Source organism: Achromobacter sp., from assembly GCF_050285565.1.
Taxonomy (GTDB): Bacteria; Pseudomonadota; Gammaproteobacteria; order Burkholderiales; family Burkholderiaceae_B; genus Achromobacter.
Genome location: NZ_JBLZXG010000010.1, coordinates 131905 through 154967, shown reverse-complemented (window position 1 = coordinate 154967; position 23063 = coordinate 131905). Strand labels below are relative to the sequence as shown.

The following is a 23063-nucleotide window of genomic DNA, read 5'->3' as shown; positions in this document are numbered from 1 at the left end:
GCCTAGGCGGCCGCCCGCAGGCGGAAGCGGCGCACCACCTGCGCCAGTTTCTCGATGCCCGGGCCGATCTGTTCGGCGCGGATCGAGGTGAAGCCGACCCGCAGGAAGTTGCGCGGCGCGCCGGCGGCGTCCATGAAGAACACCTGGCCCGGTTCCACCACCACGCCTTCGGCCTGCGCGGCCTGTGCCAGTTCCGTGGCGTCCAGCCACTCGGGCCCCTTGAGCCAGCACGAGGACGAGCCGGTGATGGGCACGGCGGTGAAGCCGGGCAGCCAGCGCGCCAGCGCGTCCGCCAGTTCGGCGCCGCGCTTCTGATAGGCCTGCGACTGGCGCCGCAGCAGCGAATGGTGGTGGCCCAGCGAGATGAACAGCGAAAACGCGCGCTGGATGTAGGCAGACGGGTGACGCAGCATCAGGCGGCGCAGCGCCCGCAGTTCGGTGGTGAGTTCGCGCGGCGCCACGATGTAGCCGATGCGCAGGCCGGGCGCGAAGGATTTGGCCAGGCTGCCGACGTAGATCACGCGGCCGTCGCGGTCCAGGCTCTTGAGCGCCGGGATGGCGCCGTCGCCCCAGCGGCTTTCGCTTTCGAAGTCGTCTTCGATGATCAGGCTGTCGGCCTGGCGCGCCAGCGTCAGCAGTTCCTCGCGCCGCGCCGCCGACAGGGTCACGGTGGTGGGGCATTGGTGGCCCGGCGTGACGAAGAGGTAGTCGCAGCCCAGCAGGTGGGTGCCGGTGCGCAGGCCCTGGTCGTCCACCGGCAGCGGCAGCAGGTGGCGGGTATGGCTGGCGAAGATGTTGCGCGCGTCGGGGTAGCCGGGGTCTTCCATGCCGACCACGGTGTCCTCGTTGACCAGCAGGTCGGCCAGCAGGTAGAGCGCGTGCTGCGCGCCGACGGTGATGACGATTTCCTCGGCATCGGCCCACACGCCGCGGCGCGGCAGCACCTGCGTGCGGATCTGCTCGATCAGCGCGGGATCGTCATGCGTGATGAGGTCGGGCGCCCAACTGCGGATGTCCAGCACTGACAGGGCCTTGATGCAGCATTCGCGCCAGTCGGCGGTGGGGAACAGGTCCTGGTCGAACTGGCCGTAGACGAAGGGATAGGGCTGCTTCTGCCAGTCGCGCGGCTTGACGATGTTGCGCTGGCGGCTGGGGCGAAAGCGCAACCGCTCGTCCCAGCGTACGTGGTCGACGGACGGCGCGGCGTCCGCTTCGGCGGCCGGTGGCGCGGCGCGGCCTTCCAGCACGCCGTCGTGGACGAAATGGCCGCTGCGCTCGCGCGATTCCAGGTAGCCTTCGCTGACCAACTGCTGGTAGGCGAACACCACGGTGTTGCGGGCGATGCGCAACTGGTCGGCCAGGGAGCGGCTGGACGGCACCGGCGCGCCCGGCGGCAGGTGGCCACTGAGGATCGCCGACACCAGCATCTGCCGCACGCGGCCCTGCAGGCTGAGATTGGGGGCGCTTTCCCGTTCGAACAGGCGTTCCCACAACACAGGCTTGAGCATCGAGGCCTGGCTGGACATGGCGGCTCCTTGTCGTGGCGGCGCGTCCCGGCCAGGCCGGCGCGCTGGAGCGGCCGGCACCGGGGACGCGATCCCAGGATAGAGGAGCCGGGCGCAGAAAAGGAATGCGGGATTGCCCTGCCGAGGCGCATGGCGCGGACGCATCGGCCCGAAAATGGAACGGCGGGCGTTCTAGATCCGCCCCTTCCACGGAATCGCGAATTTCTCCAGGTAGCGCACCAGCAGATCGAAGGCGAAGGCGAACACGCCGATCACGATGATGCCCATGATCACCGTGTCGCTGGCCAGGAACTGCGCCGCGTTCAGCACCATGAAGCCCAGGCCGCGGTCGGCCGCCACCATTTCGGCGGCCACCAGCGTGGTCCAGCCCACGCCGATGCCGATGCGCATGCCGGTGAAGATTTCCGGCATGGCGGCCTTCAGGATCACGTGCCAGACGATCTGCAGGCGCGTGCCGCCCATGGCGTAGGCGGCGTGGATCTGCTCGATCGACACCGAGCGCACGCCGGCGCGCGCCGCGATCGCCATGGGCGCGAAGATGGCCAGGTAGATCAGCAGGATCTTGGGAAACTCGCCGATGCCGAACCAGATGATGATGAGCGGCAGGTAGGCCAGCGGCGGCAGCGGGCGGTAGAACTCGATCGGCGGGTCGAAGATGCCGCGGGCGTAGCGGTTCACGCCCATCAGGATACCGACCGGGATGGCGCTGGCGCAGGCCAGCAAGAAGGCCGAGAACACCCGCGTCAGGCTGGCCAGGGCGTGCTCGGCCAGGGTCGAGTTGGCCACGCCGTCGGTCATGGCGGCCACGAACTTGCCGTACACCGCCTGCGGCGACGGCAGGAACAGCGGCTTGACCCAGCCGGCGTTGGTGGCCAGGAACCACAGCGCCAGCAGCGCGATGCTGGTCAGCAGGCTGATGTGGCCGCTGTAGCCGGCGCCCGGCGCGCCGTACACCTTGCCGGGCAAGGCGGGCCGGCGGCCGCCCAGGCCGCTAGGCATGGACGGCCTGCGCGCCGGAGGCGGCGAGTTCGTCGCCGTAGATGATGCCGAGGACTTGTTCGCGCATGGCGATGAAGTCGGGACTTGATTTGATGCCGCGGCCATCGCGCGTCTCCAGGTAGCGCCGGTTGAAGTCCGGCTGGAAGGTGTGGGTGATGCGTCCGGGCCGCGGCGACATGACGATCAGCCGCGAGCCCAGGAACAGCGCCTCTTCCACGCTATGGGTGATGAAGAAGAACATCTTGCCGGTCTGGCGCCAGATATCCAGCAGCAGCTCCTGGATGGTCTCGCGCGTGAGCGCATCGAGCGCCGCCATCGGCTCGTCCATCAGCAGCATGGCCGGATCGCAGGTCAGGGCGCGGGCGATGCCCACGCGCTGCTGCATGCCGCCGGACAACTGGTAGATCATGTGGCGGTGGAAGTCCTTCAGGCCCACCAGCTCCAGGTTGCGGCGGGCGCGGGCGCGGCGCGTTTCCTTGTCCACGCCTTGCAGCTTGAGGCCGAACTCGGTGTTCTCCAGCACGTTCAGCCAGGGCAGCAGCGCGTGCTTCTGGAACACCACGCCGCGGTCGGCGCCGGGGCCGGTGATGGGCCGTCCGCCCAGCGTGATCTCGCCCTCGGTGGGCGACAGGAAGCCGGCCAGCAGGCTCAGCAGCGTGGTCTTGCCGCAGCCCGAGGCGCCCAGCGCGACGACGAATTCGCCGGGCGCGATGGTCAGGTTGACGTCCTGCAATGCGATCACCGGCCCACTGTCGTGCAGGCCGGGGTAGGTGACGCTGACGTGGTCCGCGCGCAGGGCCTGCGCGGCGGGCGTGGCGGGTGAGGTCATGCGAGGTCCCCTTGCATGGTGCGGCGCCCGCGGCCGGGCGGGCGCCGGGGCCAGGCGCGGCTTGCGGCGCGCCCGGGGCATTGCCGCGGCTATCTGGCGGCCGCTTTGGCGTACTGGTCGGTGACGTGGGCGCTGTAGTCGTCCAGCGCCTTGTCGATCTGCTTCTGGTTCTTCAGGAATTTTGCGCTGGCGGCGAACGCGCGCGCCGCGCCCGAGTCCTTGCCGCCGCCCAGCCATTCGGGCGAGGCCTGTTCCTGGGCGGTCGGGAAGGTCAGCAGCTTGAGCGCGGTGGCGACGTCGTCCGGCTTGCCGCCGATCAGCTTGACGATACGCTTTACCTGGGCCGAATCGGCGCTCCAGGCGGCTGGGTCGGCGCGATAGGCGGCGTATGACTTGGCCAGCACGGCGGTGAAGGCGGCCATGAACTTGGGGTTTTTGGCGGCCCAGGCGCGGTCCACCACCAGGCCATCGAAGGTCGGCACGCTGGCGCGGCCGACGGCTTGCGAATCGGCGATGACCTTGCCGCTCTTCTCGATCTCGGTCAGCGCGGGCGGCCAGACGTAGGCGGCGTCGATGTCGCCGCGCTGCCAGGCGGCCACGATCTGCGGCGGCTGCATGTTCAGGATGCGCACCTCGCGCGGATTGATCTGCCAGACCTGTTCCAGCCCCACCAGCAGGTGAAAGTGCGAGGTCGACACGAACGGCGTGGCCACGCGCTTGCCTTTCAGGTCGGCGGTGCCGTTGATGCCCGAGCCGTTGCGCGCCACCAGCGCTTCGGACTTGCCGATGTTGTCCAGGATCCAGAACAGTTCCAGGTCGACGCCGCGGGTGGCGGCCGAGGTGATGCCGGTGGAGCCGAGCACGCCGACCGGCACGTTGCCCGAGGCCAGGGCGGTGGAAATGTCGCCGCCGGAGGTGAACTGGCGCCAGTCGACCTGGTAGCCGGCGTCTTTCAGGGCGGCGTCGAAGCTGCCGTCGGCGATGGCGGTGAGGAAGGGGCCGACGATGAGCTGGTAGCCGACGGTCAGCCGGGTCTGGGCATACGCGGGGGCGGCCAGCAGGGCGGCGGCCAGGCCGGCCAGGACGGCGCGGCGGATGAGGCGGTACAACGCGTTCATGGTGATCTCCCGTAGAGAATGGGCCGCGCCCCGACGCGACCGGCTTGTGCCGGTGCGGCCTGTGGTGCCAGTTTGCCCGGATCGGGCCGCGGCGCTAGGGCCAGATGCCGTATTCGGTAGGAGCCAAGCTCCGCGCCCCGCGCCTTTTGGCGCAGGGCGCGGGCGAAAAAAAACCGGCCCCATCGGGGGCCGGCCGTTTCGCGCGATGGGCGCACGCGTTTCAGCGGATCAGGCTGAGGAACTCGGCGCGGGTCGAGGGATTTTCGTGGAATTCGCCCAGCATCACCGAGGTGACCATGGACGAATTCTGCTTTTCGACCCCGCGCATCATCATGCACATGTGCTGGGCCTCGATCACCACGGCCACGCCGGCCGCGCCGGTGACCGATTGCACCGCCTCGGCCACCTGGCGGCTGAGGTTTTCCTGGATCTGCAGGCGGCGGGCGTACATCTCGACGATGCGGGCCACCTTGGACAGGCCCAGCACTTTGCCGTTGGGCAGGTAAGCCACATGCGCCTTGCCGATGAAGGGCAGCATGTGGTGCTCACAGAGCGAATAGAGCTCGATGTTCTTGACCAGCACGATCTCGCGGGTGCTCGACGTGAACAGCGCGCCGTTGACGATTTCTTCCAGGTTCTGGTGGTAGCCGCGGCACAGGTGGCGCATGGCCTTGGCCGCGCGCGCCGGCGTGTCTACCAGGCCTTCGCGGGACGGGTCTTCACCCAGGGCTTCGAGAATGGCGGTGTAGTGATTTTCCAATGACATGGGAACTCCTGGGGCTGCGCGCCGGCAACGGCGATGAACACGCAAGTCTACCCCAGCGCGGGCCCGTTCCGCAGTCGGGAAACCCGACGCACGCAAGGGTTATACCCCCCGGTTTTCGACCGCGTACTTGATTAGCTCGGCCTGGCCGTCGATACCCAGCTTGCGCTTGATGTTGAGCCGGTGGGTTTCGACGGTGCGCACCGACAGGCCCAGCGCCTGGGCGATCTGCTTGTTGGCGTGGCCGCTGGCGATGTGGCGCAGCACGTCGCGCTCGCGCTGCGTCAGCAGGGTGGCCGGGGCGCTGGCCTGCGACAGGCGCAGCGACACGGCGGCGCTGAAGTAGTTGCGGCCGGTCATGACGGTGTCGATGGCGGCCAGGATCTCCTGGGCCGGCTCGTCCTTGAGCAGGTAGCCGCGGGCGCCGGCGCGCACCGCCTGCAGCATGTATTCCGGGTTGTCGTGCATCGACAGCACCAGCACGGCGATCTGCGGATAGCGCTCGTGCAACTGCGCGGTCAGCTCCAGGCCGCCCACGCCCGGCATGTTCAAGTCCATCAGCACCAACTGCGGCAGGGAGCCGCCCCGCGGGTCCTCGGCCACGCAGGCCTGCAGGAAGGCCAGGGCGGCGGCGGCGTTGCCGGCCTCGCCCACCACCTGCAGGTGGGGCACGGTCTCCAGGCGCAGGCGCAGGCCATCGCGCACCAGCGGGTGGTCGTCAATCAGCAGCAATCGGATGGGGGAGCCAGGGTCGGTCATGCGGGGCGGGAAGCGTCGGAGGAGGGGGGCGGCGGCAAGGGCAGCCAGGCCTGCAGGGTGGTGCCCTGGTCGGAGGTGTGGAAACTGAGGCTGCCGGACAGCGCCGTCATGCGTTCGCGCATGTTGCGCAGGCCGATGCCGCGGCGCGGGTCCTGCTGCACCGCGGCATAGTCGAAGCCGCGGCCGTCGTCGTGGATGGTCAGGCGCAGGTCGCGTTCGCCGTAGGCCAGCGTCAGGTCGGCGTGGCGGGCGCCGGCGTGGCGCACCACGTTGGTCAGGGCTTCCTGGGTGACGCGGAACAGGGCGGTGGCGTAGGCCTCGGGCAGCTTCACCGGCCGCCCCTGGGTCGACAGGCGCACGGCCAGCGGCGCGGCGCCGTGCTGGCTGGCGCCGGCGAATTCGCGGCCCAGGTGTTCCAGCGCGGCCGCCAGGCCCAGGTCGTCCAGCAGGGTGGGGCGCAGGTTGTGCGAGATGCGGCGCACCTCGCCCACGGCGGTATTGAGGCGGTCGAGCGCGCCGCCCAGCGGCGTGTCGATGTGCGCCAGCGCGCGCGGCTCGGCGCCCAGGGCCTGGCGCAGGCGGTCGCGCGCGGCCTCCAGCGCCAGCTTGCTCGACACCAGCACCTGGCTGATGCCGTCATGCAGTTCGCGCGACAGGCGCGCGCGTTCGTCTTCCTGCGAGCGCACCAGTTGCTGTGCCATCAGCCGCAGCTTGGCGTCGGACTGGCGGTGGTCGCTGATGTTGAGCGCCAGGCCGCAGGCCGCCACGCCCAGGATCGAGACCGCGGCGATGCCGGCGACCCAGGCGAACATCTTGCGGATGTTGGCCTGGGCGGCGGCGTCGATGTGCGCCAGGGCCTGTTCGACGTCGTCCAGGTAGATGCCGGTGCCCAGCATCCAGCCCCAGCGTTCCAGCACCACCACATAGCCGAGCTTTTCCACCGTCTGGTGGGTGGAGGGCTTTTCCCACAGGTAGTGCACCGCCTGGCCCTGGCTGCCGCCGCGGCGCGCGGCGGTCAGCAGGTTCTGGATCACCGGCTGGCCGCGGGTGTCGCGCAGGTTCCAGAGATCCCGCCCGACCAGTTCGGGCTGGCGCGGGTGCATCAGGTTCTTGCCGTGCAGGTCGTAGACGAAGAAGTAGCCGTCGTGGCCGAATTCCATCTGCGCCAGCAGCGCCAGCGCGCGTTCGCGCGCGGCGTCGCCGTCGCTGGCGTCCTGCAGCGGGGCGATGGCGCTGTAGGCCAGGCTGACGTAATGGCGCAGCTCGCTTTCCTTGCTGCCGAGCCAGGCGCCTTCCACCACCTCTTTTTCGCGCTGGGCCAGTTGCAGGCCCTGCACATACACCGCCACGGCAATCGCCGCCAGCGCCACCAGCAGGGGGACGGCGGCCAGCAGGAGGATTTTGAGGCGCAGCTTCATGAGGGGATTTGTATCAGCGCGGGGCGCGCGTGTTGCGGTGCATCAAGAAAGAACGGCCCGCGCGGTGCAAGCGGGCGCGCGCTCGATTTTACGATCCCGGCGGCGAATATGCTGCGGCGCATTCCGTAGTACCACGTAGGTGACTTGCGTAGTTCCGCGCTTGTTGCGTCGCGGGCAAACCGAAATACTAACGCCCGCGTCGACCGGACGCCGTGCGGACGCCTGCGTCCGCCACCCTACAACAATGAGTCTGCCTACCCGCGGGACGAAAAAAGCGTTTCACGCCAAAAGCATGGCGGGAGGCTAGAGGAGCACTTATGCAAACCAGCAGTAAGGGACTGGGTCAGCACCTGGTCTGGCTGGCGGTTGCGGTCCTGGGCGCGTTCGCGCTTGGCACCGTGGCGCTGGCCAGAGGGGAGACCATCAACGCGCTATGGGTGGTGATCGCCGCCGTCTGCGTGTACTTGATCGCATACCGGTATTACAGCCGCTTCATCGCCAACAAGGTCTTCCGCCTCGATCCGACGCGCATGACGCCGGCCTGGAAGTACAACGACGGCCTGGATTACGTGCCGACCAACAAGCACGTGCTGTTCGGCCACCATTTCGCCGCCATCGCCGGCGCCGGCCCGCTGGTCGGCCCCGTGCTGGCCGCGCAGATGGGCTACCTGCCCGGCATGCTGTGGATCCTGGCCGGCGTGGTGTTCGCCGGCGCCGTGCAGGACTTCACCATCCTGTTCATCTCGACGCGCCGCGACGGCCGTTCGCTGGGCGACCTGGTCAAGTCCGAGCTGGGCAAGATCCCGGGCGTGATCGCGCTGTTCGGCGCCTTCATGATCATGGTCATCATCCTGGCGGTGCTGGCGCTGATCGTGGTCAAGGCCCTGACGCACTCGCCGTGGGGTACCTTCACGGTGGCCGCCACCATTCCCATCGCGCTCTTCATGGGCGTGTACCTGCGCTACATCCGTCCGGGCAAGATCGGCGAAGTGTCCATCATCGGCTTCGTCGGCCTGATGGCCGCCATCACCTTCGGCCAGGACGTGGCCGCGCATCCGGTGATCGGCCCGATGTTCGACTTCGACGGCAAGGGCCTGACCTGGATCCTGATTGTCTACGGCTTCATCGCTTCGGTGCTGCCGGTGTGGCTGCTGCTGGCGCCGCGCGACTACCTGTCGACCTTCCTGAAGATCGGCACCATCGTCGGCCTGGCCATCGGCATCGTGGTGGTCGCGCCCGAGCTGAAAATGCCGGCGCTGACGCAGTTCGTGGACGGCTCCGGCCCGGTGTGGTCGGGCAACCTGTTCCCGTTCCTGTTCATCACCATCGCCTGCGGCGCGGTGTCGGGCTTCCACGCCCTGATCTCGTCGGGCACCACGCCCAAGTTGATCGAGAACGAAACCCAGGCCCGCTACATCGGTTACGGCGGCATGCTGATGGAGTCGTTTGTCGCCATCATGGCGCTGGTGGCCGCTTGCGTGATCGAGCCGGGCATCTATTACGCCATGAACAGCCCGGCGGCGGTCATCGGCACCACGCCCGACCAGGTGGCCCAGGTGGTGTCGAGCTGGGGCTTCGTGATTACCCCGGCCGACCTGGTGCAGACCGCCAAGGACGTCGGCGAAAGCACCATCATTTCGCGCGCCGGCGGCGCGCCGACGCTGGCCGTGGGCATGGCGCACATCCTGCACCAGGCCATCGGCGGCCCCAGCATGATGGCGTTCTGGTACCACTTCGCCATCCTGTTCGAAGCGCTGTTCATCCTGACGGCCGTGGACGCCGGCACCCGCGCCGGCCGCTTCATGCTGCAGGACCTGCTGGGCACCTTCGCCCCGTCGCTCAAGCGCACCGAGTCGCTGCCCGCCAACCTGATCGCCACCGGTCTGTGCGTGGCGGCCTGGGGTTACTTCCTCTACCAGGGCGTGGTCGATCCGCTGGGCGGCATCAACACGCTGTGGCCGCTGTTCGGCATCGCCAACCAGATGCTGGCCGCGATCGCGCTGACGCTGGGCACCGTGGTGCTGTTCAAGATGAAGCGCGACCGCTACGCCTGGGTCACCGTGCTGCCGACGCTGTGGCTGCTGGCGTGCACCCTGACCGCCGGCTGGCAGAAGGTGTTCCATGCCGATCCCAAGGTCAGCTTCCTGGCGCACGCGGCCAAGTACAACGCCGCCATCGCCGAAGGCAAGGTGCTGGCCCCGGCCAAGTCGCTGGCGGAAATGTCGCGGGTGGTGATGAACGACTACATCAACGCCGGGCTGTGCATGATCTTCATGTTCGTGGTGATCAGCACGGTGCTGTTCGGTATCCGTTCGGTGCAGCGCGCCCGCGCCCAGAACCAGCCGACCGCGCGTGAAACGCCGTACGAAACCCTGCCGGCCGCGGCCGCCGGCGCGGACTGAGGCCAGGAGGCGCCGCCATGCTGTTTTCCAACATGACCTCGGCGGCCGGCGCCGCCGGCCGCTACCTCGGCCAGACGCTGCGGTTGATGGTCGGCGTGCCCGACTACGAGACCTACGTCGAGCACATGCGGCGCACCCATCCCGACCAGGAGCCGATGAGCTACGAGGCGTTCTTCCGCGAGCGCCAGGACGCCCGCTACGGCGGCAAGAAGCGCATCGGCTGCTGCTGACGGGATCGCGGGCCCGTTGACCGCGACGCGACCAGTCGCCGGCCTGGCGCGGCGGCTGGCCTCAGGCCGACCGCGCGCGCTTTTCGGCGGCCAGCACCAGCGGCATGGCGCAGGCCGCGCACAACGCCATCGCCAGGAAGCCGCCCGGCGCATGGCTGCGATACAGGGCGCCGCCGAGCTGGATGCTGCCGAACATGAACACGCCGCCTGACAGCAGCGCATACAGCGCGATGGCCGAGGTCTTGCAGGCCGCCGGCACGCGCCGCGCGATGTACCACATGATGGCGGCGTTGTTGCCCGCCAGCGTGAAGCATTGCAGCAGTTGCAGCGCGGCGATCCAGGCCGGGTCAGTGGTGGCCGCCAGGCCGGTCCAGCGCAATGCCGTCATGACGGCCGAGATCAGGATCAGCCATTGGGCGCCGACCCGCGCCAGCACCTTGGGCGCCAGGAAGAAGAACAGCACTTCGCTGGCCACGCCCACCGCCCACAGCATCGAGATCAGGGCCGGGGACAGACCGCGATCGCTCCAGTAGAGCGTGGAATACGAATACAGAAAGCCGTTGCTGGCCTGCACCAGCGAGGCCGCGCCGATGCACAGCAGCAACGGCCGGTCGCGCAGGATTTCGCGCATCGGCAGCCGCGCGCGCGCGGCGGGCGCTTCGCCGGGGGCGGGACGGGCGGCCTGCGGCAGCAGGCGCACGCAGGCCAGGCAGGCCACGATCAGCAGCATCGACAGCCACAGTACCCAGTCGCTGTCGAAGGTCTTGATCAGGTAGCCGCCGGCCACGGTCACCAGCGCGAAGCCGAGCGAGCCGCAGGCGCGGATGAGGGTGTACGAGTGACCCTGGCCGCGCCCGCTGGCGATCGCCATGCGATCGAGCAGCGGCAGCACCGCCGGGAACACCGCGTTCAACAGCAGCGCAATGCCGAACAGCCAGACTGGCGCCTGGCTGAAGGGGTAGCACAGCAACAGCAGCAGCGAGGCCGCCAGCGCGGCGAAGATCAGGCCGTGCGCGCCGCCGCGCTGGTCGGCCACGTGCGCCACCACCGGCGTGGACAGGATCTTGGGCAGGAACGAGGTCGCCACGATCAGGCCGATCAGCGCCGGATCGAGGCCGCGGCTCGCGAACCACAGGGGCAGAAAGGGAATGCTGACGCCCTGCAAGCCGTAGTACAGGAAGTAGAACCCATGCAGGGCGATGGCGCCTTGCCGGGCGTCGGGGTTGCCGCGCATAGCGATCTAACGGGACGGTGGCGGTGGGAAAGCGCCGTAGCATACACCTTGCCCCGGATCGCGCCGCGCCGGCGCCGGGCGCGGCGGCTGTCACCAGGGCAGGGGCGCGGCTTCGCCGTTGGCGTGTTCGCCGTAGTAGATCGACGGCAGGAAGCGCGACAGGTAGGTGAACTCGGTATAGCAGTGGCGCAGCAAGTTCAGTCCCAACACGTCGGGGACGTCCTGTTGCGGTTGCGCGCTCGACAGGCCCAGGTAAAAGCGGCTGCGCAGCACGCAGCCGAACGGCGTGTCGCGCGCCAGGTGGATCATCTGGCCGTCCAGCGGGTCGCCATCGGCATCGAGCCGGATGCGGTCGCCAAAGCCGATGCGGGCGTAGACCGCGGCGGACACGTCCTGGCTGCCCTGCGCCGCGCGCAGGCGGGCGGCGTCGAAGGCTTCGTCCGGGGCGTGGAATTTCAGCTTCGCGGCCACCGGCGGCAGGTCGGCCAGCGATTCCACCGCGTGGATCGACGCGCCGATATAGCTTTCGCCGCGGCGCCAGGCGCCGTCCCAGCCGCGATGCTCGACATGGTCGTGCGGGTGCCACCAGCGGATGTGCTGGGTGGTCTGGAAGAACTTGAACCACCAATCGACCATGCGGCCCTTGCAGCCGTGCAGGTCGGTGCGCGCGGCCACCAGCAGGCCGCCGCCGGGCAGCCGGGTGATGCCGGTTTCCAGCGGCAGCGGCGCGGGGTCGAGCAGGCTGTCCATGTCGGCGGCGATGTGCGCCGCATCGGGATGAGGGGAAGTCAAGGCGTGGGCTCCGGAAAAGGGGGGACGAGCGGATTCTACAATAAAGAAACGTTATTCGTTTCCAAAATAAGTGCTGCGTGTAAGATCGCACCTCAACCACAGGAGCATTGCCCGACCATGGCATCGTCCCCCCCGCCGCGTCCACGCGGCCGTCCCGCCCGGCCTGACGCCGAATTGCGCGCCGCGATCCTGGAGGCCGCCACCTGGCTGCTGTTGAACGAGGGTTACGCCGCCGCCACGCTGGAGGCGGTGGCCCGGCGCGCCGGCATGGCCAAGAAAACCGTCTACCGATTCGCCGCCAACCGCGAAGACCTGGTGGCGCAGGTGGTGCGCGGCTGGACCGATAGCTTCGAACCGGTGATGGCGCAGGAGGTCGGCAGCGCCGCCGAGGTGCTGCCGGCCCTGGCGCGGGTGTTGCAGGCGATCGCCGACCGCGCCCTGTCGGCCGACGCCGTCGGCATGTTCCGGTTGTTGACCGCCGACTTCCCGGCGCGCACGGCGCTGCTGGCGGTCTACCAGGAAAACGGCATCGAGCGCGGCACCGCGATGCTGGCCGCGTGGTTCGAGAGACTGGCCGCGCGCGGTTTGATTGACATCAAGCAACCGCGTCAGACGGCGGGCCTGCTGCTGGCCATGACCATCGCCGAGCCGCTGCGGCAGATGGCGCTGGGCCTGGCCGCGCCGCTGCCGCAAGGCTCCATCGCCGATCGCATCCAGGCTTGCGTGGCGCTGTTCTCCGGGCAGGAAGGGGTCTTCGGGATACGGCCGCACTAGTGCCGCCGTGGCGCCGGGGTGACGGCGGCGTTCAGCCTGGCGCCAGCCGCACGCGCCCATTGGCAAAGCGTGGAGACGGAATTACCCTGGGAGCTCGCGGCACGACCGATCGCGCCGCGCGCGTGTTTTCCGAATCATTTCCAGGAGCTGCGATTCATGGCCAAGAAACTGAATGCGAAGACCACCAAGGCGGCAAAGACGCTGCGCAAGCGCCCGTTGGCGACCCCCACCGATCTGGCCGCCGCCGCCACCCGCGATATCGCGGCGGTGTTGAACCAGGTGCTGGCCGACGTGTTCGCGCTGTACCTGAAGACCAAGAATTTCCATTGGCATGTCAGCGGGCCGCACTTTCGCGACTACCACCTGTTGCTGGACGAGCAGGGCGACCAGTTGTTCGCCATGACCGACCCCATCGCCGAGCGCATCCGCAAGATCGGCGGCACCACGCTGCGCTCCATCGGCCATATCTCGCGCACCCAGCGCATCAGCGACAACGACGCCGACTACGTGCAGCCGCTGGATATGCTGGCCGAGCTGCGCGAAGACAACAAGACCCTGGCGGCGACGCTGCGCGAGGCCCACAACGTCACCGACGAGCACCGCGACATCGCCAGCTCCAGCCTCATCGAGAACTGGATCGACGAGACCGAGCGGCGCACCTGGTTTCTGTTCGAAGCCAGCCGGCAAGGCGACAGCACCGGTCATTGAGCGGCGTGGGCGCGGCTCCCGGGGCCTGTCACGGCGCCCGGGTGGCGTCATGCGCCGCGAGCGGGCGCGGCCTCAGCCGTCGCGTCCGAACCCGCCGCTGGCCCATTCCTGGGCGCGTTGCACGTTCAGCTTGTAGGTCGGCGCCACGTGGATGCGGGCCAGCGGTTCGCCCGCTTCATCGTAGGCGCTCAGCACGGCATAAGGCTCGTCGTCGTCGGGCACGATATCCAGCTTGACGGTCAGGCGGCCGCCGGCGCCGTCGATCTTCACGCTCTTGTGCAGCGTCGCGTGTAATTGCTGTTCGTGGCGACGCAGGACTTCGTTGGCGGTCTTGACCAGCGTGGAGAAGGCGGGCCCGTCCAGCGGCTTGGGGTTCTTCTTGTCACGGCCCATGGTCCACGGGCCCACCAGGGCCGGCTCGGACTGTCCGTCCAGCGTCATTTCGACGGCCCAGCCGTCGTCGTCTTCGTTCTTGATGATACGGGCGGTCCAGCCGTCGTCACGCCAGAGCGTGGCGGCCTGTTCCTTGCGGTGTCCGGTGATGTCGGGGTCCGGCGTGTGGGTGTCATTCACTGCGGTGCTTTTCCTGGATGCGTTCGCCCGCGGCGGCGTGCGCCGCGGGCCTCGATGGCGGCGGTTGCCACCAGCTTCCCGCACTGTAGCGCAATGCGTGTCAGGCTTGCCGGCGCCCGCCGCCGAAGGGGAGCCGCGCGCACCGCATGGGCGCCCGCGGCCCTGCTGCGCAACCCTAGAAGCGCACGGCCAGCTTGAGCTGACCCGATTGCTGGCGGTTGCCGCCGCCGAACTGGGCGTCGTAGGCCACGCCCACGGTGGTGTTGCGCGTGATCGTCATCTCGGCGCCCAGCCCGGCCACGGCGGCGTTCCGCGCAATCGGCACGCCCCGCACCGAGAACGTGCTGCCGCCGTCGAAGGCCAGTTCCTGGCTGGGCTTGACATCGCCCATGGCGTGGCGCCAGCCGAGCGAGGCGGTCAGGCGGCCCGGCGCGCCGTGGGAGTCGAATTGCCACGAACCGCGCAGTCCCAGCGTGGTGCTGGTGACGTCGTCGGTGCGGCCCTTGCCGCGCAGGGCCGCGCTGCCGCCCGATTCCTCGAAGCCGCGCGTGCGCAGTTGGTTCCAGGCCACGCCGGCAAACGGTTCGATGGCGTAGGCATCGCTCAGCGGCAGGTGGTAGCCGAGTTCGGAGAACACTTGCGTCGACGCGGCGTGATAGGACGACTTGAGCTGCTGGTTCAGGCTGCCGGCGGCGACATCGCGGCGGGTCTCGATGTTGTGCCAGGTGTAAGCGGCGCCGGCCATGACGCGCACATGGCCGGGACCGGCCGCGATGTTGCGGCCGCCGAACAGGGTCGCGGTATAGCTGTCGACATCGCTGCGCGACGCGGCATCGGCGATGGTGTTGTGACTGCCGCTGTAGCCGAGCGCGCCGCCCAGGCGCCAGCCGCCGCCGACCGCGCCGTCGCCGCCGACGAACAGGCCGCCGGCCGATTGCTTGATGCCGGAGGCGTTGCCGTCGCCGTCGAACGTGCTCCAGTTGCCGAACACCTGCGCCCAGACCGGCGCGGCGCCGCTTTGCGGCAGGGCGTCGGCGGCGGGCGCGCCCAACTGGGCCGTGGGTTGGCCGGCGCGCAGGGGCGCATCGAGGTTGCCGCGCAGGTGTTCCAGCGGCAGCGCGCGCACGGTGTCGGCCTGGCCCTGCAATACCGTGGCGGTGCTGGCGTGGGCTTCGCCGGCCAGCAACTTCAGGGCCGAGCGGGCCTGGTCGGGCGTCATGGCGAGCACCGCGGTGGTCACCTGGCGGGCGCCGCTGTCGCGGGCCGAACCGCTGCCGCTGCCGATCACCGATGAGCCGCTGCCGCTGGCGGGCGGGTCTTGCTGATCCAGCGCATTGCCCACGCTGCTTGCATTGCCGCCATTGCCGATGCTGCCGATCGGCACGTCGTTGCGAGTCAGGGTCATGAAGGCGTTGTTGGCGTCGTAGCTGAGCGTGGGCGTGAGGAAGGCATAGGCGCTGGAGGCGCCGGCGAAGCGGCCCTGGATGCCGCCGTCGGCTGTCAGGATGTTGTAGGTGGTGCGCGGCGCATAGTTGCCGGCCGGTCCCACGTGCGCCACGGTGCCGTCCAGGGTGGCGATGCCGGTGACGTGGATGCGGTCGCTGGCGTTGCTGGCCGGATCGGCGTGCACGCGATAGACCGTGTCGGCGCCGAAGGTGAGGTTGCCGTTGACCGTCAGCGTGCCGATGGGCGAGCTGTCGTTGCCCGGCGAGATGACGGCGGTGGGGTAGAGGGTGGTGGTGCCGACCTGGCCCACGCCCGCCAGCACGACTTCGCGGCCGATGTCCAGGGGGCCGTTCAACTTGCCGTCGATCTCCAGGGCGCCGTCGGCGATCAGGATGGGGCCGCTCAGGCCGCTACTGTCGGCGGTCAGGATCAACGAGCCGGGGCCGGTCTTGACGAAGCCCTGGGTGCCTTGCAAGGGGTTGTGGATGGTGTCGACGAACTGGCCCGAGGCGTAAGTGCCGTCACCGACCACCAGGGCCGGCGGGTTGCCGCCGCTGCTCACCAGTGTGATGGGCGCGCCTTGCAGGGTGTAGCGGTCGGTGGCGAACTGGATGCCCGAGACCCGCACCGGACCGGCGCCGCCATCGACCGTGACGGTGCCGGCCGCGCCCGTGAAAATGGCATAGCCGCCATCGGGCAGGGCGCCGCTGGCGTTGCCGGGGCTGTTCCAGTTGCCGCTGGCGGCGCTCCAGGTGCCGTCACCGCCGCCGGCGCGCGTCGCCGACGCCGCGCCGTTGCCGTTCCACAGGTTGGTGGTGGCCGGGCCCAGGATCAGGTTGATCTGTTTGTCGCCGGTCAGCGACTGGATCGTGGCCGCGGGCACCGAGTCGCCGCTGACCGTGCCCAGCGTCAGGCCGTTGCCGCTCAGTGTGCCGCCGTACGACAGGATGCGGTAGTAGCCGGCGTTGACGCCCAGGGTGTTGACCGACACGTTCAGCGTCGTGTTGTTCAGGGCGACGTTGCCGGCCACGGTGAGGTTGTCGCCGGTGCCGGGTTGCGTGATCGGCAGGCCCGCGTAGCCGGTCTCGAAGTCGTACACGGCGTTGTTCATGGACAGGTCGCCCTTGACCACGAGATTGCCGTTGGATACGCCGGTCGGCGTGCCGACGGGATAGCCGGGGGCGACGCGCGCGCCCGTCACGTCGAGATTGCCATCGATGCTGCCGAAGCCCGAGACGGTGCCGTTCGCGGCCGCGGTGACGTTGCCGCCGAGGGTGACGCTGGCGCCGCCGCCGTTGCCGCCCACCACCAGCGTGCCGCCGTTGATGTCAACGCCGCCGGGAAAGGCAACCGAGCCGTCGATCACCTGCGTATTGCCGGCGCCGACGGTCAGGTCGGCGGCCATGGCGGCGCCGCAGCAGGAGGTACTCAGTGCGACCGTGGCCGTCAGCCACTTGTGGGTGCGATATATCAAGACTGGGGTCCTTTTTGTCGCGGCCCGTCATCCGGATTTCATACGGCGCGAAGGGCGCGGACAGCGACGCCGTTCGTTGAAATACTTTGTATGAAAGGGAGGGGCCGGTGGAAAAAGGACGCAATTTATACCCGTTTTTTTGCAAATAAAAAAATCACCGGAAAGATACCATCCAAATCGCGGCTTTCCGTGGCCGTGGATACCAACCACATTGATTTCATTGAGGATTTGGATACCGGCCGGATTATCAAAATGGTGGGAATTGATACATCCGATATTATTTTTTCGGGCACGAAAAATGCGGCTGCCGGATTTTGGAATCGGCCGGGTTTTTATTATTCCGGGGGCTTGGGAATCGCCGCGCGGCAATCGGGTAAAACCGGCCAGGGCGGGCGCGGCGGCGCCGGTTGAGGCGAATACGGCCCCGGCTGGCCGGGCCGCCGCCCGAGCGGCCCGCCGTGCGGCTACGGATTGACCAGCACCGGCTTGTCCCGATACAGGGCCGGGAAGGTCTTGGCCAGGTTCTCCACCTTGGGCACGTCGTTCACCATGATGTACAGGCTGTACGGATGCCGCACCAGGTAGTCCTGGTGATAGCCCTCGGCGGGGTAGAACCCCTTGAGCGGCTCCACCGTGGTCGCCAGCGCCTTGGGGTAGACGCCGGATTTGTTCAGCTGGGCGATGTAGGCCTCGGCCACCTTGCGCTGGTCATCGTTGGCGGGAAACACGGCGGAGCGGTACTGGGTGCCGCTGTCCGGGCCCTGGCGGTTGAGCTGAGTGGGATCGTGCGCCACCGAGAAGTAGATCTGCAGCAACTGGCCGTAGCTGATCTGCTTCGGGTCGTAGGTGATCTCGACCGACTCGGCGTGGCCGCTGCGTCCACCGCTGACGGTGTCGTAATCGGCGGCGGACGCCTGGCCGCCGCTGTAGCCCGAGACCGCCGAGGTGACGCCCTTGACGTGCTGGAACACCGCCTGCACGCCCCAGAAGCAGCCGCCGGCGATGACGGCCTTGTCCTGGGCCGCGCCGGCCGGCGCATCGAGCGCGGGCGGCGGAATGAGGAAAGCGGTCTCGGCGGCGCTGGCCGTGCCAAGGGCCAGCAGGGCGCCGGCGGCGGCCAGCGCGGCATGGCGGGCGCGGGAAAGGAAGGGCAAAAACATGGTGCGGAATCCTCGGAAAAAAGACGCGGGCCGGATCAGGCCCGCGGGGTGAAGCTCAGGGCCACGCCGTTCATGCAGTAACGCAGTCCGGTCGGGCGCGGGCCGTCATCGAAGACGTGGCCCAGGTGGCCGCCGCAGTTGCCGCAGTTGACGGCGGTGCGGGTCATGCCGAAGCTGCGGTCTTCGAGCGTGTCGACGGCGTGTTCCAGCGGCTGCCAGAAGCTTGGCCAGCCGGTGCCGCTGTCGAACTTGGTGGCCGACGAAAACAGCTTCTGGGCGCAGCCGGCGCAGGCGAAGGTGCCGGCGCGGTGCTCGTCGTTGAGCGGGCTGCTGTAGGGCCGTTCGGTGCCTTCGCGGCGCAGCACCTCGTATTGCGCCCGGGTCAGCCTGGCGCGCCATTCGGCGTCGGTCAGGGTATAGGGATAGGCGCGTTGCTGCGCGGCGCGCGCGGCGCGTCCGCCCAGCAACGGCGCCAGGCCGGCGGCGGCCGCGAAGGCGCCGCCCGCGCCGAGAAAATGCCTGCGTGTCAGTCTCATCGAAAGCTCCTGGTTGAAGAGGCCGCGCGCGGCGCGCCCCGCGGCGGCGCCAGCGCAACGGCGGGCGCGGGGGCCTACTTGCCCATGCTGTCCTTGCCCATGCTGTCCTTGCTCATGGAGCCGCCCTTGGACATGCCGTCCTTGGCCATCCCATCCTTCTTCATGCCGTCGTGCGACATGCCGTCCTTGGACATGGCGTTCTTCGACATGCCATCCTTGGCCATGCCGTCTTTCGCCATGCCTTCCTTGGCCATGCCATCTTTCGACATGCCGCTCTTGGCCATGCCGTCCTTGGCCATGCTGTCCTTGGACATGTTGTCGGCCGCGTGCGCGGCGGCCGCGCCAAAGGCCAGGCACAGGGAAAAAGCCGCAGTGGTGAGTGTCTTCATGATGCGTTCCTCTGGTGGGTCGTGGTGAAAAGCAAAAACACCTAGCTGCCGCCGAACCAGTTGTAGCCCTGGTCCTCCCAGTAACCGCCCGGGTAGGTGTTGGTGACGAAAATCGCCTGGATGTGCTTGGGGTTCTTGTAGCCAAGCTTGGTGGGCATCCGCAGCTTCATCGGGAAGCCATACTCCGGCGGCAGGGTCCTGCCGTCGTAGGTCAGCGCCAGGATCGTCTGCGGATGCAACGCGGTGGGCATGTCGATGCTGGTGTAGTAGTCGTCGGCGCACTTGAAGCCCACGTATTTCGCGGTCAGGTCGGCGCCCACGCGCTTCAGGAAGGCCGAGAACGGCACGCCGCCCCATTTGCCGATGGCGCTCCAGCCCTCGACGCAGATGTGGCGCGTGACCTGGTCGATCTGCGCCATGGCGCGCAGCTCGTCCAGCCGCCAGCGGCGCTTGTCGGCCACCAGGCCGGTGACTTCCAGCCGGAAGCTCTCTTCCTCGACCTGCCGCACCTCATCGATGCCGTAGTAGGCATTGAAGGGAAACGGGCGGGTGATCATGGATTCCGGATAGGTCGGCGCCAGCTTGTTGGGGTCGAAGATCCAGCCCTGCAAGCGGTCGTTCAAGCGCGACACGGCGGTCAACGCCTTTTCGACGTTTTCGTCGTCGGACAGCGTGCAGCCAGACAGCATCGCCAGGCCGCCCAGCGTCAGGCTGCGGCGCAGGAAGGCCCGGCGCGAGGGCGCCTCGACCCGCTTGTCCAGGATCTTCACGGCTTCCTTCAGGATGGCCGGGCCATCCAGGCCCAGCAGCGACAGGCGTCGTTTTGCGCTCACGTCAGGCTCCTTATTTGCCGCGGATCATGGCGATCAGGCTGCGCGGCACCAGCGCCACCATGACCAGGTGAACCGCCACGAACGCCACCAGCAATGCCATGGCGAAGAAATGGATGCGGCGCGCGAATTCATAGCCGCCCAGCAATACGCGCAGCGTGTCGAACTGCACCGATTTCCACAGCACCAGGCCCGACAGCACCAACACCGTGAGGTCGGCGATGACGAACAGGTAGGCCAGCCGCTGCACCTGGTTGTAGTGGCGCGGGTCGGCGTGTGACAGCTTGCCGCGCAGGGCCGCGGCCAGGTCGCGGGCGACGCCGCGCGGGCCGACCGGGAAGAACTTGCGCCACAGGCGGCCGGTGGTCAGGTTCAGGCCCAGGTAGAGCAGGCCGTTGGCCAGCAGCAGCCACATGGCTGCAAAATGCCATTGCAGCGCGCCGCCCAGCCAGCCGCCCAGGGTGATCCCGTTGGGAAAAGTAAAGTCGAAGAACGGCGCGGCGTTGTAGACGCGCCAGCCGCTGGTCACCATAATGACCACGGCCAGCGCGTTCAGCCAGTGCACGATGCGCAGCCAGCCGGGGTGCACCGGGCCGCGGGTGTCGGGCGCCGGGGCGGCGGGGGCGTCTGGGGTGGCGGGCGTGGCCATCATGGCGGGGCTCCTCGGGGAGGCGGTCGTTGTCGTTGGCGCCATTCTTCCCCGGGGCCGATATCGAAGTCCTCACGCAAACTTAAAATAAATGTGATAACTGGCCGGCCATGGATTGGCGACAATAGCGCTGCCGGGGGCGGATCGCGCGCGCCCGGCGTGGGTCGGCCGCTCGCGGCCGTTCCACCCTGGTCTTCCTCTACCCCCGGATCGAGCCCCATGGATACGCCCCGCCGCGTCCTGATCGTCGAAGACGACGCCCACATCGCCGAATTGCTGCGCCTGCACCTGCGTGACGAGGGTTACGCGGTCGAGCACGCGGCCGACGGCAACGAGGGCATGCGTCGGCTGGAAGAGGGCGGCTGGGACGCCCTGGTGCTGGATCTGATGCTGCCCGGCATCGACGGCCTGGAAATCTGCAAGCGCGCCCGCGCCATGACGCGTTACACCCCCATCATCATCACCAGCGCCCGTTCCAGCGAGGTGCACCGCATCCTCGGCCTGGAGCTGGGCGCCGACGACTACCTGGCCAAGCCGTTCTCGATGCTGGAATTGGTGGCGCGGGTGCGCGCGCTGCTGCGCCGCACCGAGGCGCTGGAGCGCAACGCCCGCATCGATGCCGGCAGCCTGCGCCAGCACGGCGTGGCCATCGACCCGATCGCCCGCACCGCCGCGGTCGACGACCGCCGGCTGGACCTGACGCCGCGCGAGTTCGACCTGCTGCATTTCTTCGCGCGCCATCCCGACAAGGTGTTTTCGCGGCTCGATCTGCTGAATCAGGTGTGGGGCTATCAGCACGAAGGCTACGAGCACACCGTCAACACCCACATCAACCGGCTGCGCACCAAGATCGAGGCCGATCCGTCCAATCCGCAGCGCATCCTGACGGTCTGGGGCCGCGGCTACAAGTTCGCGGCCGCGCCCGGCGCGCCGGGGGAGTCCGCCTCATGAGACGTCTGAGCCTGACCCAGCGCCTGTCGGCCGTGTTCGCCCTGTTGCTGCTGGCGTGCTGCGGCGCGTCGGCGTGGTTGCAGATCTCGGCCAACCTGCGCTACGAGCAGGAGGTGGTGCAGCGCCTGTCCAGCGGCCTGGCGCAGCACATCGCCGGCACCAACGAGCTGATGGACGCCAACGGCTGGAAGCCGGACGCGGTGCGCGCGCTGTTCTCGATGCTGATGATGGTGAATCCGGCGGTCGAGGTCTACCTGCTGGACAACGACGGCCGCATTGTCGGCGACGCCGCGCCGCCGGGGCAGATCAAGCGCGAGCGCGTCGACCTGGCCCCGGTGCGCCGCTTCCTGGCGGGCGCGGCGCTGCCGATCGAGGGCGACGATCCGCGCCACCTGGATACCGCCAAGGTGTTCTCGGCCGCGCCGGTGCGGGTGGCGGGCCGCGACCAGGGCTACGTCTACGTGGTGCTGCAAGGCCAGGCGCACGACGCGCTGGCCATGGCGGCTTCGCGCAGCGCGGTGCTGCGCACCACCTTGTGGTCGATCGCGCTGGTGGCCTTGCTGGGTCTGGTGGCGGGCCTGGCGGCGTTCGGCTTGATCACGCGGCCGCTACGCGGCCTGACGCGCGCGGTGCGCGCCTTCGGCGACGACGACGGCCGCGCGCTGGCGGCGCTGGAACAGCCGGCCGACGCCCGCGCCAACGGCGACGAGATCGCGCTGCTGCGTCGCAGCTTCGTGCAGATGGGCCGCCGCATCTCCGAACAATGGCGCGAACTGACGCGCCAGGACCAGCAGCGGCGCGACCTGGTGGCGAACATCTCGCACGACCTGCGCACGCCGCTGACCTCGCTGCATGGCTACCTGGAGACGCTGCGGTTGAAGGACGAGAGTCTGGACGCCGCCGAGCGCCGCCGCTACCTGGACATCGCGCTGGCCCAGAGCCGCAAGGTTGGCCGGCTGGCGCAGGAACTGTTCGAGCTGGCGCGGCTGGAGTCCGGGCTGGTGCGGCTGGAACCCGAGACCTTCTCGCTGCCCGAGCTGGCGCAGGACGTGATCCAGAAGTTCGAGCTGGCCGCCGAGGCGCGGCAGCAACGCTTGACCACCGCCATCGACCAGGAACTGCCGCCGGTGCGCGCCGACCTGGGCATGATCGAGCGGGTGCTGACCAACCTGCTGGACAATGCCATCCGCCACACGGCGCCGGGGGGGCGCATCGAGTTGCGCCTGCGACAGGCGCGCGACGGCGTGCAGGTACGCGTCAGCGACAACGGCGGCGGTATTCCGCAGGCCTTGCGCGCGGATCTGTTCACCCGCGCCTCGGTGCTGGCCGACGGCCCCCGTGACGGCGGCGGGCTGGGGCTGGTGATCGTGCACCGCATTCTGAAACTGCACCACAGCGATATCCGGCTGGTGGCGCGGCCCGAGCCGGGCGCGGTGTTCGAATTCGAACTGCCGGCGGCGCGCCCGGCGGCAGCCGCCGGCGCGTCGTCGATGCCCGGCTAGG

General features: G+C 68.8%; 23 protein-coding genes. 7 read left to right on the top strand and 16 right to left on the bottom strand.

Going from position 1 to position 23063, the window contains the following annotated elements:
• Positions 1-2: 2 nt before the first annotated feature.
• The 7 genes from ACN6O8_RS21155 to ACN6O8_RS21125 form a co-directional block, all read right to left on the bottom strand.
• A complete protein-coding gene (locus ACN6O8_RS21155) occupies positions 3-1526 on the bottom strand; it encodes a PLP-dependent aminotransferase family protein (protein WP_427992951.1) in 1524 nt (507 codons plus the stop codon).
• Between the two features lie 171 nt (positions 1527-1697).
• Positions 1698-2525, bottom strand: a complete 828-nt coding sequence (locus ACN6O8_RS21150; RefSeq protein ID WP_427992950.1) for an ABC transporter permease subunit — start codon at positions 2523-2525, stop codon at positions 1698-1700.
• Positions 2518-3354 (bottom strand): taurine ABC transporter ATP-binding protein, encoded by an 837-nt coding sequence (locus ACN6O8_RS21145; RefSeq protein ID WP_427992949.1) that lies wholly within the window; start codon positions 3352-3354, stop codon positions 2518-2520. Before ACN6O8_RS21145 ends, ACN6O8_RS21150 begins: the two co-directional genes overlap by 8 nt.
• A gap of 89 nt (positions 3355-3443) precedes the next feature.
• Positions 3444-4472 (bottom strand): taurine ABC transporter substrate-binding protein, encoded by a 1029-nt coding sequence (gene tauA, locus ACN6O8_RS21140; protein WP_427992948.1) that lies wholly within the window; start codon positions 4470-4472, stop codon positions 3444-3446.
• 220 nt (positions 4473-4692) lie between these two features.
• Entirely contained in the window at positions 4693-5238 is a 546-nt protein-coding gene (folE, locus tag ACN6O8_RS21135; protein WP_427992947.1) for a GTP cyclohydrolase I FolE, read from the bottom strand.
• Positions 5239-5337: 99 nt separating this feature from the next.
• On the bottom strand, positions 5338-5994 hold the full coding sequence (locus ACN6O8_RS21130; protein WP_427992946.1) for a response regulator: 657 nt from the start codon (positions 5992-5994) through the stop codon (positions 5338-5340).
• The gene (locus ACN6O8_RS21125) at positions 5991-7412 is read right to left on the bottom strand and encodes a cache domain-containing protein (RefSeq protein ID WP_427992945.1); all 1422 of its coding nucleotides are present in this window, start codon (positions 7410-7412) and stop codon (positions 5991-5993) included. The genes ACN6O8_RS21130 and ACN6O8_RS21125 overlap by 4 nt, the downstream gene beginning before the upstream one ends.
• Before the next feature lie 317 nt (positions 7413-7729).
• Between ACN6O8_RS21125 and ACN6O8_RS21120 the strand changes: the two genes are divergently transcribed.
• Positions 7730-9814, top strand: coding sequence for a carbon starvation CstA family protein (locus ACN6O8_RS21120; protein WP_427992944.1), 2085 nt, complete (start codon positions 7730-7732; stop codon positions 9812-9814).
• Between the two features lie 17 nt (positions 9815-9831).
• Positions 9832-10044 carry a YbdD/YjiX family protein gene (locus ACN6O8_RS21115; RefSeq protein WP_006219198.1) on the top strand — a complete coding sequence of 71 codons (213 nt, stop codon included), beginning with the start codon at positions 9832-9834 and terminating at the stop codon, positions 10042-10044.
• Between the two features lie 61 nt (positions 10045-10105).
• Here ACN6O8_RS21115 and ACN6O8_RS21110 read toward each other — a convergent pair whose 3' ends face one another.
• Complete coding sequence (locus ACN6O8_RS21110; protein ID WP_427992943.1) at positions 10106-11278, bottom strand: MFS transporter; 1173 nt, start codon at positions 11276-11278, stop codon at positions 10106-10108.
• Positions 11279-11368: 90 nt separating this feature from the next.
• Positions 11369-12028, bottom strand: a complete 660-nt coding sequence (locus ACN6O8_RS21105; RefSeq protein WP_427993067.1) for a DAPG hydrolase family protein — start codon at positions 12026-12028, stop codon at positions 11369-11371.
• Between the two features lie 159 nt (positions 12029-12187).
• On the opposite strand from ACN6O8_RS21105, the gene ACN6O8_RS21100 reads away from it, so the two are divergent.
• Positions 12188-12844 (top strand): TetR/AcrR family transcriptional regulator, encoded by a 657-nt coding sequence (locus ACN6O8_RS21100; RefSeq protein ID WP_427992942.1) that lies wholly within the window; start codon positions 12188-12190, stop codon positions 12842-12844.
• Positions 12845-13000: 156 nt separating this feature from the next.
• Positions 13001-13552 carry a Dps family protein gene (locus ACN6O8_RS21095; RefSeq protein WP_427992941.1) on the top strand — a complete coding sequence of 184 codons (552 nt, stop codon included), beginning with the start codon at positions 13001-13003 and terminating at the stop codon, positions 13550-13552.
• A 72-nt stretch (positions 13553-13624) separates the two neighbouring features.
• On the opposite strand, the gene ACN6O8_RS21090 is transcribed toward ACN6O8_RS21095, so the two are convergent.
• Complete coding sequence (locus ACN6O8_RS21090) at positions 13625-14125, bottom strand: hypothetical protein (RefSeq protein ID WP_427992940.1); 501 nt, start codon at positions 14123-14125, stop codon at positions 13625-13627.
• A 175-nt stretch (positions 14126-14300) separates the two neighbouring features.
• Complete coding sequence (locus tag ACN6O8_RS21085) at positions 14301-17045, bottom strand: autotransporter domain-containing protein (protein WP_427992939.1); 2745 nt, start codon at positions 17043-17045, stop codon at positions 14301-14303.
• 195 nt (positions 17046-17240) lie between these two features.
• Here ACN6O8_RS21085 and ACN6O8_RS21080 point away from each other — a divergent pair, with 195 nt between their 5' ends.
• Positions 17241-17456 carry a hypothetical protein gene (locus tag ACN6O8_RS21080; protein WP_427992938.1) on the top strand — a complete coding sequence of 72 codons (216 nt, stop codon included), beginning with the start codon at positions 17241-17243 and terminating at the stop codon, positions 17454-17456.
• 53 nt (positions 17457-17509) lie between these two features.
• Here ACN6O8_RS21080 and msrA read toward each other — a convergent pair whose 3' ends face one another.
• The 5 genes from msrA to ACN6O8_RS21055 all read right to left on the bottom strand — a co-directional run bounded on the left by msrA (position 17510) and on the right by ACN6O8_RS21055 (position 20612).
• Positions 17510-18205 carry a peptide-methionine (S)-S-oxide reductase MsrA gene (gene msrA / locus ACN6O8_RS21075; protein WP_427992937.1) on the bottom strand — a complete coding sequence of 232 codons (696 nt, stop codon included), beginning with the start codon at positions 18203-18205 and terminating at the stop codon, positions 17510-17512.
• A gap of 35 nt (positions 18206-18240) precedes the next feature.
• Positions 18241-18741 (bottom strand): peptide-methionine (R)-S-oxide reductase MsrB, encoded by a 501-nt coding sequence (msrB, locus tag ACN6O8_RS21070; RefSeq protein WP_427992936.1) that lies wholly within the window; start codon positions 18739-18741, stop codon positions 18241-18243.
• Positions 18742-18815: 74 nt separating this feature from the next.
• Positions 18816-19130: a pentapeptide MXKDX repeat protein gene (locus ACN6O8_RS21065; RefSeq protein ID WP_427992935.1), complete on the bottom strand. Its 315-nt coding sequence runs from the start codon at positions 19128-19130 to the stop codon at positions 18816-18818.
• Positions 19131-19171: 41 nt separating this feature from the next.
• Positions 19172-19963 (bottom strand): molybdopterin-dependent oxidoreductase, encoded by a 792-nt coding sequence (locus ACN6O8_RS21060; protein WP_427992934.1) that lies wholly within the window; start codon positions 19961-19963, stop codon positions 19172-19174.
• Between the two features lie 10 nt (positions 19964-19973).
• Positions 19974-20612: a cytochrome b/b6 domain-containing protein gene (locus ACN6O8_RS21055; RefSeq protein ID WP_427992933.1), complete on the bottom strand. Its 639-nt coding sequence runs from the start codon at positions 20610-20612 to the stop codon at positions 19974-19976.
• 216 nt (positions 20613-20828) lie between these two features.
• Here ACN6O8_RS21055 and ACN6O8_RS21050 point away from each other — a divergent pair, with 216 nt between their 5' ends.
• A complete protein-coding gene (locus ACN6O8_RS21050; RefSeq protein WP_427992932.1) occupies positions 20829-21560 on the top strand; it encodes a response regulator transcription factor in 732 nt (243 codons plus the stop codon).
• Positions 21557-23062, top strand: coding sequence for an ATP-binding protein (locus tag ACN6O8_RS21045; protein WP_427992931.1), 1506 nt, complete (start codon positions 21557-21559; stop codon positions 23060-23062). Before ACN6O8_RS21050 ends, ACN6O8_RS21045 begins: the two co-directional genes overlap by 4 nt.
• Position 23063: the final 1 nt, after the last annotated feature.